The sequence below is a fragment of the Serratia sp. PL17 genome (assembly GCF_017832355.1).
Taxonomy (GTDB): Bacteria; Pseudomonadota; Gammaproteobacteria; order Enterobacterales; family Enterobacteriaceae; genus Serratia.
On sequence record NZ_JAFIBY010000009.1, the window covers coordinates 1 to 12764 of the forward strand.

Annotated in this window: 15 protein-coding genes; 2 read left to right on the forward strand and 13 right to left on the reverse strand. The window is 53.2% G+C overall.

Annotation, left to right across the window (positions count from 1 at the left end; genetic code table 11):
- From JOE25_RS22455 to fkpA, 9 genes are all read right to left on the reverse strand, one after another.
- On the reverse strand, positions 1-239 hold a 239-nt coding region (locus JOE25_RS22455; protein WP_348539709.1), incomplete at its 3' end, for a GTP-binding protein.
- A 70-nt stretch (positions 240-309) separates the two neighbouring features.
- Positions 310-2424, reverse strand: coding sequence for an elongation factor G (fusA, locus tag JOE25_RS22460; protein ID WP_209639060.1), 2115 nt, complete (start codon positions 2422-2424; stop codon positions 310-312).
- A 97-nt stretch (positions 2425-2521) separates the two neighbouring features.
- Positions 2522-2992, reverse strand: a complete 471-nt coding sequence (rpsG, locus tag JOE25_RS22465) for a 30S ribosomal protein S7 (RefSeq protein ID WP_012147229.1) — start codon at positions 2990-2992, stop codon at positions 2522-2524.
- A 96-nt stretch (positions 2993-3088) separates the two neighbouring features.
- A complete protein-coding gene (gene rpsL / locus JOE25_RS22470) occupies positions 3089-3463 on the reverse strand; it encodes a 30S ribosomal protein S12 (RefSeq protein ID WP_004930426.1) in 375 nt (124 codons plus the stop codon).
- Positions 3464-3605: 142 nt separating this feature from the next.
- Positions 3606-3893 carry a sulfurtransferase complex subunit TusB gene (gene tusB / locus JOE25_RS22475; RefSeq protein WP_209639062.1) on the reverse strand — a complete coding sequence of 96 codons (288 nt, stop codon included), beginning with the start codon at positions 3891-3893 and terminating at the stop codon, positions 3606-3608.
- Between the two features lie 9 nt (positions 3894-3902).
- Complete coding sequence (gene tusC / locus JOE25_RS22480; RefSeq protein WP_209639064.1) at positions 3903-4262, reverse strand: sulfurtransferase complex subunit TusC; 360 nt, start codon at positions 4260-4262, stop codon at positions 3903-3905.
- A gap of 8 nt (positions 4263-4270) precedes the next feature.
- A complete protein-coding gene (tusD, locus tag JOE25_RS22485) occupies positions 4271-4657 on the reverse strand; it encodes a sulfurtransferase complex subunit TusD (RefSeq protein WP_209639449.1) in 387 nt (128 codons plus the stop codon).
- 2 nt (positions 4658-4659) lie between these two features.
- A complete protein-coding gene (locus tag JOE25_RS22490; RefSeq protein WP_209639066.1) occupies positions 4660-5382 on the reverse strand; it encodes a transcriptional regulator in 723 nt (240 codons plus the stop codon).
- Between the two features lie 399 nt (positions 5383-5781).
- On the reverse strand, positions 5782-6615 hold the full coding sequence (gene fkpA / locus JOE25_RS22495; RefSeq protein WP_209639069.1) for an FKBP-type peptidyl-prolyl cis-trans isomerase: 834 nt from the start codon (positions 6613-6615) through the stop codon (positions 5782-5784).
- A gap of 367 nt (positions 6616-6982) precedes the next feature.
- Here fkpA and JOE25_RS22500 point away from each other — a divergent pair, with 367 nt between their 5' ends.
- Positions 6983-7210, forward strand: coding sequence for a SlyX family protein (locus JOE25_RS22500; protein WP_209639071.1), 228 nt, complete (start codon positions 6983-6985; stop codon positions 7208-7210).
- A 57-nt stretch (positions 7211-7267) separates the two neighbouring features.
- Here JOE25_RS22500 and slyD read toward each other — a convergent pair whose 3' ends face one another.
- The 4 genes from slyD to kefG all read right to left on the reverse strand — a co-directional run bounded on the left by slyD (position 7268) and on the right by kefG (position 10565).
- Positions 7268-7864: a peptidylprolyl isomerase gene (slyD, locus tag JOE25_RS22505; protein ID WP_209639073.1), complete on the reverse strand. Its 597-nt coding sequence runs from the start codon at positions 7862-7864 to the stop codon at positions 7268-7270.
- Between the two features lie 120 nt (positions 7865-7984).
- Positions 7985-8188, reverse strand: coding sequence for a YheV family putative zinc ribbon protein (locus JOE25_RS22510; protein WP_209639075.1), 204 nt, complete (start codon positions 8186-8188; stop codon positions 7985-7987).
- A 14-nt stretch (positions 8189-8202) separates the two neighbouring features.
- Complete coding sequence (kefB, locus tag JOE25_RS22515; RefSeq protein ID WP_209639077.1) at positions 8203-10011, reverse strand: glutathione-regulated potassium-efflux system protein KefB; 1809 nt, start codon at positions 10009-10011, stop codon at positions 8203-8205.
- A gap of 2 nt (positions 10012-10013) precedes the next feature.
- Positions 10014-10565 (reverse strand): glutathione-regulated potassium-efflux system ancillary protein KefG, encoded by a 552-nt coding sequence (kefG, locus tag JOE25_RS22520; protein ID WP_209639452.1) that lies wholly within the window; start codon positions 10563-10565, stop codon positions 10014-10016.
- A gap of 256 nt (positions 10566-10821) precedes the next feature.
- Here kefG and JOE25_RS22525 point away from each other — a divergent pair, with 256 nt between their 5' ends.
- On the forward strand, positions 10822-12735 hold the full coding sequence (locus JOE25_RS22525; RefSeq protein WP_209639079.1) for an ABC transporter ATP-binding protein: 1914 nt from the start codon (positions 10822-10824) through the stop codon (positions 12733-12735).
- The last annotated feature ends 29 nt before the right edge of the window (positions 12736-12764 follow it).

The following is a 12764-nucleotide window of genomic DNA, read 5'->3' on the forward strand; positions in this document are numbered from 1 at the left end:
ACGTGCGCGTAGTGACGAGTCGGGGTGTCATATTCAACGTGAGAAGTGTTGATGGTGATACCACGAGCTTTTTCTTCTGGCGCGTTATCGATCTGATCGAAAGCACGTGCAGAACCGCCGTAGGTTTTAGCCAGAACGGTGGTGATTGCTGCAGTCAGGGTAGTTTTACCGTGGTCAACGTGGCCGATAGTACCAACGTTAACGTGCGGTTTGGAACGTTCAAATTTTTCTTTAGACACGGCTATATTCCTTACTCTTATGCTCTCCCCTCATGGAGAGAGCACTGATCAATGTGTTAAACCCGAAAGCTTATTTACCACGGGCTTCAATAACGGCCTGAGCGACGTTGTTCGGCGCATCATCGTACTTCAGGAACTCCATGGAGTAAGAAGCACGGCCTTTGGTCAGAGAACGCAGTTGTGTCGCGTATCCGAACATCTCGGACAACGGAACTTCAGCGTGAATCTGAACGCCAGTAGCGTTAGATTCCTGACCTTTCAGTTGACCACGACGACGGCTAAGGTCACCGATGACGTCACCAGTGTTCTCTTCCGGCGTTTCAACTTCAACCTTCATGATTGGCTCAAGCAAAACAGGTTTCGCTTTTTTAAAGCCATCTTTAAAGGCGATAGACGCGGCCAGTTTAAACGCCAATTCGGAGGAGTCAACATCATGGTAAGAACCGAAATGCAGACGCACACCGAGATCAACTACCGGATAACCGGCCAGTGGACCAGACTTAAGCTGCTCCTGGAGGCCTTTATCAACGGCAGGGATGTATTCCGTTGGGATCACACCGCCTTTAATGTCATTGATGAACTCGTAGCCTTTCGGGTTTGAGCCCGGCTCCAGTGGGTACATGTCGATAACAACATGACCGTACTGACCACGACCACCAGACTGCTTGGCGTGCTTACCTTCGATATCGGTAACTTTCGCGCGAATCGCTTCACGGTAAGCAACCTGTGGTTTACCGACGTTCGCTTCAACGTTGAATTCACGCTTCATGCGGTCAACGATGATGTCGAGGTGCAGCTCACCCATACCTGCGATGATAGTCTGGTTAGTTTCTTCGTCAGTCCAAACGCGGAATGATGGATCTTCTTTAGCCAGACGACCCAGAGCCAGACCCATTTTTTCTTGGTCAGCTTTGGTTTTTGGTTCTACCGCGATAGAAATTACCGGCTCTGGGAATTCCATACGCTCCAGAATGATCACATTGTCTGGATCACACAGAGTGTCACCGGTAGTCACGTTCTTCAGGCCGATTGCCGCAGCAATGTCGCCCGCGCGAACTTCTTTGATCTCTTCACGTTTGTTCGCATGCATCTGAACGATACGGCCCAGACGCTCACGATCCGCCTTCACGGAGTTCAGTACGGTGTCACCGGAGTTAACCACACCTGAGTACACACGGAAGAAGGTCAAGTTACCTACGAACGGGTCGGTAGCGATTTTGAACGCCAGCGCCGCGAACGGCTCATCATCGGTAGAGTGACGAACAGCTGGAGTATCTTTACCGTCATCCAGCATACCGTTGATTGCAGCAACGTCAGTAGGAGCTGGCAGGTAATCAATTACCGCATCCAGCATCGCCTGTACGCCTTTGTTCTTAAATGCAGAACCACAAGTCACCAGGATGATTTCGTTGTTCAGCACGCGCTGACGCAGAGCTTTCTTGATTTCTTCCTCGGTCAGCTCATCGCCGCCCAAGTATTTGTCCATCAGCTCATCTGAAGCTTCCGCTGCAGATTCAACCAGGTTCTGGTGCCATTCAGCAGCCAGTTCTTGCATGTCTGCAGGGATCTCTTCGTATTCGAAGGTCACGCCAGCATCAGCTTCGTTCCAGTTGATAGCTTTCATTTTCACCAGGTCAACAACACCGGTGAATTTCTCTTCCGCGCCGATAGCCAGTTGCAATGGAACTGGATTCGCGCCCAGACGAGACTTGATCTGACCAACAACTTTCAGGAAGTTAGCACCCATGCGGTCCATTTTGTTAACGAACGCGATGCGTGGAACTTTGTATTTGTTAGCCTGACGCCATACGGTTTCAGACTGCGGCTGAACACCACCAACAGCACAGTAAACCATTACCGCACCATCAAGAACACGCATAGAACGTTCTACTTCGATGGTGAAGTCAACGTGCCCTGGGGTGTCGATGATGTTTACGCGGTGCGGCTCGAACTGCTTGGCCATACCAGACCAGAAAGCAGTAGTCGCTGCAGAAGTGATGGTAATACCACGCTCCTGCTCCTGTTCCATCCAGTCCATGGTGGCTGCGCCATCATGAACTTCACCGATTTTGTGGTTTACACCGGTGTAGAACAGAATACGTTCGGTAGTGGTCGTTTTACCGGCGTCGATGTGGGCGCTGATACCGATGTTACGATAGCGCTCAATGGGTGTTGTACGAGCCATTTGATTCCTCTATTGCCTTAGGCGTTCAAGTTCAGTTAACCCAAGCGGGTTGGCTTCTTGAAGCGCCCGCTTGGTTAGCATAACTACTGCGTGGCAATTACCAGCGGTAGTGGGCGAACGCCTTGTTAGCTTCGGCCATACGGTGAACGTCTTCACGTTTCTTAACAGCAGAACCTTTGTTCTCAACTGCGTCAGAAAGCTCGTTCGCCAAGCGCAAAGCCATGGATTTATCACCGCGTTTACGAGCAGCATCAACGATCCAACGCATTGCCAGAGCATTACGACGGACCGGGCGAACTTCAACCGGTACCTGATAAGTAGAACCACCAACGCGGCGAGACTTAACTTCTACAGTCGGGCGTACGTTGTCGAGAGCTACTTCGAAAGCTTCCAGGTGATCTTTACCAGAACGCTGAGCCAGGGTCTCCAGCGCGGTATAGACGATTGCTTCTGCAGTAGATTTTTTACCATCTACCATCAGGATATTTACAAATTTGGCCAACAGTTCGGATCCGAACTTAGGATCTGGAAGGATTTTACGTTGGCCGATTACGCGACGACGTGGCATGGAAATACTCCGTTGTTAATTCAGGATTGTCCAAAACTCTACGAGTTTATTTTGACATTAAAGTGAAAATGTTTGGCCTTACTTAACGGAGAACCATTAAGCCTTTGGCTTCTTCACGCCGTACTTGGAACGAGCTTGCTTACGGTCTTTAACGCCGGAGCAGTCAAGTGCACCACGAACGGTGTGGTAACGCACACCTGGCAAGTCTTTTACACGACCGCCACGGATCAGGATCACGGAGTGTTCCTGCAGGTTATGACCTTCACCGCCGATGTAGGAGGTAACTTCAAAACCGTTAGTCAAACGCACACGGCATACTTTACGCAGTGCGGAGTTTGGTTTCTTAGGAGTGGTGGTATATACGCGAGTACATACGCCACGTTTCTGCGGGCAGGCTTCCAGCGCTGGAACGTTGCTTTTAGCAGCCTTCACAGAGCGTGGTTTGCGTACCAGCTGATTAATTGTTGCCATTAAAAAGCTCCTGGTTTTTGCTTCGTTTGTTGCTTCGTAAACATGTGATAAATCCCCCCGTATGCACTACTGGCAAAGTACGGGACGCAGAATTTTATGGCTGAGCAGTTGAGGTGTCAAGAAATATACAACATTACTCTCATCACCAAGCCATTTGGCTGCGGTGTTTTTCGGTTAATTCGACGAAATGATTATAGCCGACAACAGTAATATTGTGCGAAAAATGACCAACCAATCCTCTGGCTTCCAGGTCGTTCTGCAGCGCATAAAGGGATATGGGGGCGCTGAGTAGCAATTCAAGGTGCGCGCTGCCAGCCAAGCCAGCCAGCACGCCATCTTGCAACAACAGCAAGTCATCACCTGGGGCAGTTAAGCGCAGCAATGCTGGCAAATCACATTGTGTGGGGGAACGGCTAAGGGTATACAGCATCAGGATTTCCTAAAAAGTCATCACCACGTCATAGCTGGCCAACTGCAGGCGCAACGCATCCGGTGGCAGTATTTCAGCACCCAATACCCAGTCGGTCACCTGACCCAAACCGCGTTCCTGTAAGGATGCCTGGCACAGATAGCATTGCTCAACGTCATACAACGGCAACACGCCGAAGGTCGCAATGTAATTACGCGCCAGAATTTTTTCCGGCTGCTGCCCTGGCAAAAGCTGCAGTACGCCGTCGCCAATAAAAAACACACCCACCTCTTCGCTCAACGCAGACGTGGCCAGCAATGCATCCAGCCCTTCTCTGCCACCGGCACTACCATGAGGACTCTGGGTAAAAACAAAAGCGATTCGTTTCATAAACTCTCTCAGAACTGCACCAAACGGTCACAGCTCAGCGAAGCCTCCGCCAATGACCCCAGCCCGCTGAGGATGAAACCCGGCTGAAGATTGGCGGTAGCCAGCCCTTGCTGCGCGGCCTCTTGCTCGTCGGTCACTCCACGTCGCAGCGCGGCTGCCACACAGACATTGAGTGCAATACCGTGCTGCTGCGCCAGCTGCGTCCAGCACCGTACCAAATCGAACTCATCACCGGCCGGTGCCGTCAGTTGATTGGCGTTCAATACGCCTTCACGGTAAAAAAACACGCTGGAAAGGCGGTGCCCTTTAGCTAAAAGGGCAAGTGCAAACTGATAGGCACTGCTAGCCTGCTGGGTGCCATACGCCGGGCCAGTGACCAAAAGACAGTAATCCAGCATCAACGTTCGGTTCCCAACAGATCGCCGCTTTTGAACTGGCGAATGTACAAGTACACCGTGTGTTTGGAGATATTCAGCCGATCCGCCACCTGGTTAATCGCATCCTTGATATCAAAAATACCCTTCTCGTAGAGGTTCAGTACCACCTGGCGATTTTTCGCATTGTTGGAGACAGTGCGATCGGCATTCACTTCTTCAATGGTGAACTCCAGCGTTTGCGCCACCAAGTCGTCAACGGAGGACGCAAAGTTGACCGACGGGGCAACATCTTGCGTTTCCGGTGGCATGAAGGTCTGCATGACTTGGGAGAAGGGAACATCGAGGTTCATGTTAATGCACAGCAAACCAATCACTCGCTGCTCGCGATTGCGAATGGCGATAGTTACCGACTTCATCAGCACGCCGCTCTTGGCGCGGGTAAAATAGGCTTTCGACACGCTGCTATCGTCACCCGCCATGTCGTGCAGCATACGCAGCGCCAGGTCAGTGATCGGCGAACCGATTTGCCGACCGGTATGTTCGCCGTTAGCAATGCGCACCGCAGAGCATTTCAAATCTTCCAGTGCGTGCAGCACAATTTCGCAATGCCCGCCGATTAACATCGCCAGGCCATCAACAACGGCTTCGTAAGACTTCAGAATTTCATGATCCGTCTGAGTAAACGGACGTTCATTCAGCAAATCAAGTTCGCTGGCTTCGCTGGATAAAAGCGAATTAGACATCGAAAATACCACCCTCAAAGATCGCCTGTGCCAGGGGGCGCAGCTAAAACTGCTCGTGCAGGCTGCTTTCCACAGGCGGCGCACCCTTGTGATAAAACAGGGTGGGCTGGCTGATATCAGTCTGAAACAGCACGACGAACGTCCGCAGGCCGAAACGACCAGGAACAGTTTTAGATACACGCCCTAAGGGGCAGGCGCATGACTTATAAGCCCGGATTATTAGTCTAGCAAAACAACCAGAGTAAAATCCTTGCGTTTGCGCGTGGTATTGACGTTAAGCCCGATGCCCGGCAGGCGTCAAGCGATCAGTGGGTAAGGCGTGAAAGTGGCACGTAATTGGGTGTGCTAAAATAAAGCCGCCGCGAAGAATATTCGCGGCGGTGAGGTACTCAGACAGGCTTATTGCGCTTTAGCATCAGCCGCTGCGTCAGCGGGCTTCTCTGCCTTAGCGTCGGCTTTTGGTGCCGCTTTCACGTCCAGCAGCTCAACGTCGAATACCAGGGTGGAGTTAGCCGGGATGCCCGGAACGCCAGTTTTACCGTAGGCCAGTGCCGGTGGGATAACCAGCTTGATTTTGCCGCCTTTCTTGATGTGTTTCAGGCCTTCAGTCCAACCTGGGATCACACCGTCCAAACGGAACGACAGCGGCTCGCCACGGGTGTATGAGTTGTCGAACTCAGTGCCGTCGGTCAGGGTGCCTTTGTAGTTCACCACAACGGTATCGCTGTCTTTAGGCGCAGCACCGGCACCTGGTTTTTCTACCTGATACAGCAGGCCAGATTCAGTTTTCTTCACGCCTTTTTCTTTAGCGAAGGTGTCGCGGTACTTAGTGCCTTTCGCTTCGTTATCTTTCGCGTCCTGCTCCATCTTCGCCTGAGCGGAAGCCTTCACGCGTGCTTCAAAGCTCTGCAGCGTTTTTTCGATGTCTGCGTCGTTCAGTTTGCTCTTGTTAGCAAAAGCGTCTTGAACGCCTGAGATCAACTGGTCTTTATCCAGTTTAATGCCAAGCTTTTCTTGCTCTTTCAGCGAGTTGTCCATGTAACGACCCAGTGATGCACCCAGTGCGTAAGCCGCTTGTTCGTCATCATTCTTGAACTTGCCAGTGCTTGGCGCCGCGTCAGCAGGTTTCGCCGCTTCTGCCGGTTTAGCTGCATCCGCAGCCATGACGTGGGTCGCATTCAGAGCAAAAGCCATGGTGGTTGCCAGAAGCGTGACTTTAAACAAAGATTTCATCCATTTCTCCAGTGTCTGAAGCGGTGCCCCAAACAATCATTAAGTAAGATAACCGGGCTACTATAGCTGTCCGAAAGAAAACAAAACAGTCACACAGGTAACCAATCGAGTCAAAGTGTGACTCCCGCTTTAAACAGAAGTTTCGTTTAATGTGCTACCCGCATGATAAATCAGATTTTTCTTTCATCCCGCAGCGCAACAGTAACAAATACCGTCAAAGCAAGCGCTCTATTTTTCAGCACTTTACACAGGCCCCGCGCTTTCGTGAAGTTGCCTCACGGAGCGGGTGAAATAGCACAGCGCAAAGCCAGCGGTAGCTGTTAACATAGTGTCAGATCCAGGATTAAACCGTGTCAGAGGTAGCATCATGCACAACGCCGATACCCAAAGCCTGTTAATGCGGCTTGAAGAGCTGGAAAGCCGCCAGGCCTTTCAGGAAGTCACCATCGAAGAACTCAACCAAACGGTGGTACAACACCAGCTTGAAATGCTGAAATTGCAGGACCACCTGCGCGTTCTGACCGACAAACTGCGTTCGACCCAAACGTCGATGATCGCCTCGCAGTCGGAAGAAACGCCGCCGCCACATTATTGACAGACCATAAAAAAGGCAGCCCCAGGGCCGCCTTTTTTTGCCGTTACTGCGCTGCGATTAGTGGCAGCCGCAACCGCCGTTACCGCAACCGCCTTTCTTAGCCTGATCCTGGCCATGCGCGTGGTCATGGTCGTGATCGTGGCCATGGCCGCCGCAGCAACCTTCACCGTGTTCGTGGTGATGATCGTGCTCGCCGTGTACGTGACCGTGCGCCAGTTCTTCAGCAGTAGCTTCGCGAATCGCGACAACTTCTACATTGAAGTTCAGGTTCTGGCCAGCCAGCATGTGGTTGCCGTCAACCACGACGTGATCGCCGTCCACTTCGGTGATTTCGACTGGAACTGGACCCTGATCGGTATCAGCCAGGAAACGCATGCCAACTTCCAACTCGTCAACGCCCATAAAGACGTCTTTAGGCACGCGCTGCACCAGGTTTTCGTCGTAGTTGCCGTACGCATCGTTAGCGCCGACATTCACGTCAAAACGATCGCCAGCTTCGTGGCCTTCAAGTGCTTTTTCCAGACCTGCGATCAGAGAACCATGCCCGTGCAGATAGTCCAGCGGCGCACTCACCGGAGACTCATCAACCAACACACCGTCTTCTGTACGTACTTGATAAGCCAGGCTGACCACCAAGTCTTTTGCTACTTTCATGATATCTCCTACCGTTAGACACTTGGCGCAACTGTCTTTGGGCTACGCCTTAACCGGACAGATTGTATCGGAAATCTGCCCCGCTGTACCCTCCAGCATAAAAAAACGCGCCCGATAACGCTACTCAGGATGGAAAATACCGATCACCTGCTCCTGCGGCCTCACGTGTTTTGCGACCTGCTCTTCGGTCTGTCGCTGATGGTGACCACACTTAACGCACTCGACCACTTCAACCTGGTCTTCGCGCCAAACGGCCAGCGTATCCATGGCTTTGCAGCTTGGGCAAACGGCTCCGGCAATAAATCTTTTGCGTGTTGCAGACATCTCAGTGCTCCAAATTATTCGTATTCATCCCAGCCGTCGAACTGGCGACTCTCTTTTTGCATTTCTCGGTGGAAAAGTTCTTCCAGCTCGCGCCGCGCTTCTTTCACGCGGGAAATCTGCGCCACATCGCCGTGATGTGGTGGCATCAGCTCACGTAGCATCCGCATATCCAACCGACGGAAGTGTTGCTGAGCACGATAGGCCTGATGCGGATGCATGCCCTGCTCCATTAGCGCTTTGCGCCCCAGTTCCAAGGCACTGGAGAAGGTTTCACGAGTAAACTGTTTGACCCCCGCCTGCAATAATTCGTGCGCCTCCACGCGACCACGTGCACGCGCCAAAATGCTCAGTTCGGGAAAATGCTGCTGACACAGGCGCACAATTTCCATCGTGTCCTCCGGCTCATTACAGGTGATCACAATCGACTTGGCCTTCGCTGCCCCGGCTGCCCGCAGCAATTCCAGCTCGGTGGCGTCACCGTAATACACCTTATAACCGTAGCGACGCAGCACACCGACGGCGCTGACGTCCCGTTCCAATACGGTAATACGCATCTTATTGGCCATCAGCAGCCGGCCGATCACCTGACCAAAACGCCCGAAGCCGACGATAATCACCTGCGGATCGTCATCTTCCACGTACGGCGTCTCTTCGTCTTCGTCTTTGGCGTTGTAACGGCGTACCAAAATACGGTCGATAATCTGCATCAGTAACGGCGTAGTCATCATCGACAACGTTACTACCACCAACAGCAATGCAAGCTGATCGGGCTGCAAGACCTTCTGTGCACCCGCGGCCGAAAACAGCACGAAGGCAAATTCCCCACCTTGGCTAAGCACGCCGGCAAACTGCAAACGCACGGAACTGCGCAGCCCAAAAATACGCGACAGTGTATAAAGCACGCCTGACTTGATCGTCACCAGCACCACAACACCGAGCAACACTTCGACCAAATGGGTATAGAGTACGCCGATATTTAACGCCATGCCCACCGAGATAAAAAACAGCCCCAGTAACAGCCCTTTGAACGGCTCGATGGCGATTTCCAACTCATGGCGATATTCACTTTCCGCCAGCAGCACACCCGCGATAAAGGTGCCAAGCGCCATCGACAGGCCAAGCGCATCCATAAACAACGCGGCCCCGAGCACCACCAACAATGCGGCGGCAGTAAAGATCTCACGCACTCCAGAAGAAGCGATGTAGCGGAACAGTGGCCGCAGCAGGAAACGCCCACCGATCAGCATGCCGCCGAACGCCGCAACCTTGAGTGCAATTTGTGCCCAATCGTCACTGCTACCACCGGCACCGGCCAAAATCGGGATCAGGGCCAGCGCCGGGATCACCGCCATATCCTGGAACAACAACACCGAGAATCCCAGTTGCCCGCCCTCATTGCGGTTCATACCTTTTTCGCGCATTAATTGCAGCGCCATGGCCGTTGAAGACATCGCCAGTCCTATGCCCCCAATCACAGCGGCCTGCCAAGCGAAATGGGTAAGGTAGAGCAACGCCCCCAGTACAGCGGCGGTAATCAGCACTTGTCCCGCGCCGACACCAAAAATGGAACGCCGCAGCTCCCACAGCTTGCTCGGGTTCAGTTCCAGCCCGATGATAAACATCAGGAACACCACACCCAACTCGGAAAAGTGCAGGATCTCGTCAACGTCGCGAATGAAGCCCAGCCCCCAGGGGCCGATGGCAATGCCGGCGATCAGGTAGCCCAATACGGCGCCAATCCCTAACCGGCGGGCGATCGGTACCGTAACCACCGCGGCGAACAGAAACAGTAAAATTGCGGTCAATAAGGCGGAGCCTTCCATGTTCATCTCCCTCCCTGTGGCAGCGGATGACGCAACCAGTCACCGTACGCGGCAGCATGGCTTTCCAGCACCTCTGGTTTCTGCCTGCGTGCCCAATACACCAGCATCGGCGTCATCCAGTGCATGTGGCACATGGCGGCGGTCAGTTCGAACGGCCGCAAAATATCTTCCATCGGATAACGGTTATAGCCGCCAGTACGGTAGGCACCCTCAGGCTCACCGGTGGTGATCACCGAACGCCAATACTTTCCCGTCAGCGCATTGCCGCCGATACCGCTGGCAAAGCCGCGCGACAGCACGCGATCCAACCATTCTTTCAGCAGGGCCGGGCAACTGTAGGTATAGAGAGGATGTTGAAAAACAATGACCTGGTGTTCACGCAGCAATTGTTGTTCGTGGTGAATATCAATAAAAAAATCAGGATAGTGCGCGTATAAATCGTGCACGGTGACATGTTCCAACTGCTGCGCCGGTCGAAGCAAAACCCGATTCGCTACCGAGTCCTGGGATTCCGGATGGGCATACAGCAGCAAGACCTTCGGCGGCTGTGACATCATTCCCCTCCAAAGCGTCGTCAGAGTAGCGGTTTTCCGTTACCATGGTCCGCAAAGACTAATAATAGGACAGCATACCCGTCGCTTTTCAAACTGCAGCGGTGCTACCTGCGTGCGTTAACCCCAGCCACTTACCTTAGTAGCTCCTGGGATAAGCGCCCTTGTCGCCTGGCTGCAACGTGAAATTCATAGGGCATATAAGGCCTGTTAATTTAGAATCACCTCAATTTAACATACTCTGAACATACGGCGCTTTATGATTGTATTCTCCTCGCTACAAATCCGACGCGGCACCCGCGTCCTGTTGGACAACGCCACGGCGACGGTTAATCCAGGTCAGAAGGTCGGTCTGGTGGGAAAAAACGGCTGCGGAAAATCAACGCTGCTGTCATTGCTGAAAGGCGAAATGACCGCAGACGGCGGCAGCTACACCTTCCCAAGTAACTGGGCTTTGGCCTGGGTAAATCAGGAAACCCCTGCGCTGGATGTACCGGCGCTTGAGTATGTGATCGACGGCGACCGTGAGTTCCGCCAACTTGAAGCCGAATTGCAGTTGGCAAACGAAAAAAACGACGGCCACGCCATCGCCACACTGCACGGTAAACTGGACGCACTCGACGCCTGGACCATTCGCTCACGCGCCGCCAGCCTGCTGCATGGTCTGGGCTTCTCCAACGAGCAGTTACTCAATCCGGTTCGCGCCTTCTCAGGCGGCTGGCGTATGCGTTTGAACCTGGCGCAGGCGCTGGTCTGTCGCTCAGACTTACTGCTGCTCGATGAACCGACTAACCACTTGGATCTGGATGCGGTGATCTGGCTGGAACGCTGGTTGAAGGGTTATCAAGGTACGCTGGTGCTGATTTCGCATGACCGTGACTTCCTTGATCCTATCGTCGATAAAATCCTGCACATTGAGCAAGAAACCATCAACGAATATACCGGCAATTACTCCTCATTCGAACGCCAACGCTCGACCAAATTGGCACAGCAACAAGCGCTGTACCAGACCCAACAGGAGAAAGTGGCGCATCTGCAAAGCTACATTGATCGCTTCCGGGCACAGGCGACCAAAGCCAAGCAGGCGCAGAGCCGCATCAAAATGCTCGAACGTATGGAGCTGATTGCGCCGGCCCACGTCGATAACCCGTTCAGTTTCAGCTTCCGTCAGCCAGAAAGCCTGCCAAACCCTTTGCTACGTATGGAAAAGGTCAGCGCAGGTTACGGCGACAAAGTGATCCTGAAATCGATCAAGCTGAACCTGGTACCCGGCTCGCGTATCGGCCTGCTGGGCCGCAATGGGGCAGGTAAATCCACGCTGATCAAAATGCTGGCCGGCTCGCTGGAGCCACTGAGCGGTGAGATTGGTCTGGCGAAGGGCATCAAGCTGGGTTACTTCGCCCAACATCAGTTGGAGTTTTTGCGCGCCGACGAATCCCCCTTGCAACATCTGAGCCGTATAGCACCCCGAGTGCTGGAACAACAACTGCGCGACTATCTGGGCGGTTTTGGTTTCCAGGGCGATAAGGTCACCGAGGTCACCGAGCGCTTCTCCGGCGGCGAAAAGGCACGACTGGTACTGGCCTTGATTGTCTGGCAGCGCCCTAACCTGCTGCTGCTCGATGAACCCACTAACCACTTGGACCTGGACATGCGCCAGGCGCTCACCGAAGCGTTAATCGACTTCGAAGGCGCGTTGGTTGTGGTATCGCACGACCGTCACCTGTTGCGCTCCACCACAGACGATCTCTATCTGGTGCACGATGGCCAGGTCGAGGTGTTCGAAGGCGATCTTGACGACTATCAGCAATGGCTGAGCGACCTGCAACGGCAGGAAAACCAGCAAGATGCGCCAGACAAAGAAAACAACGCCAACAGCGCACAGGCACGTAAAGATCAGAAACGCCGCGAGGCCGAATTCCGCACCCAAACCCAGCCGCTGCGCAAGCAGATCGCCAAGTTGGAACTGCAGATGGAAAAACTGGGTGCCGAACTGACGGCGATAGAAGAAAAACTGGCGGACTCGGCGCTGTACGACATCAGCCGTAAAGCTGAGCTGACCGAATGCCTGCAAAAACAAAGCCAGACCAAATCCGCACTGGAAGAGACGGAAATGACCTGGCTGGATACGCAAGAGCAGTTGGAAAGCCTGGCCCAGGAATTTGAATCTTAACATTCAAGGCAGCTATCGTTATCGGAGAA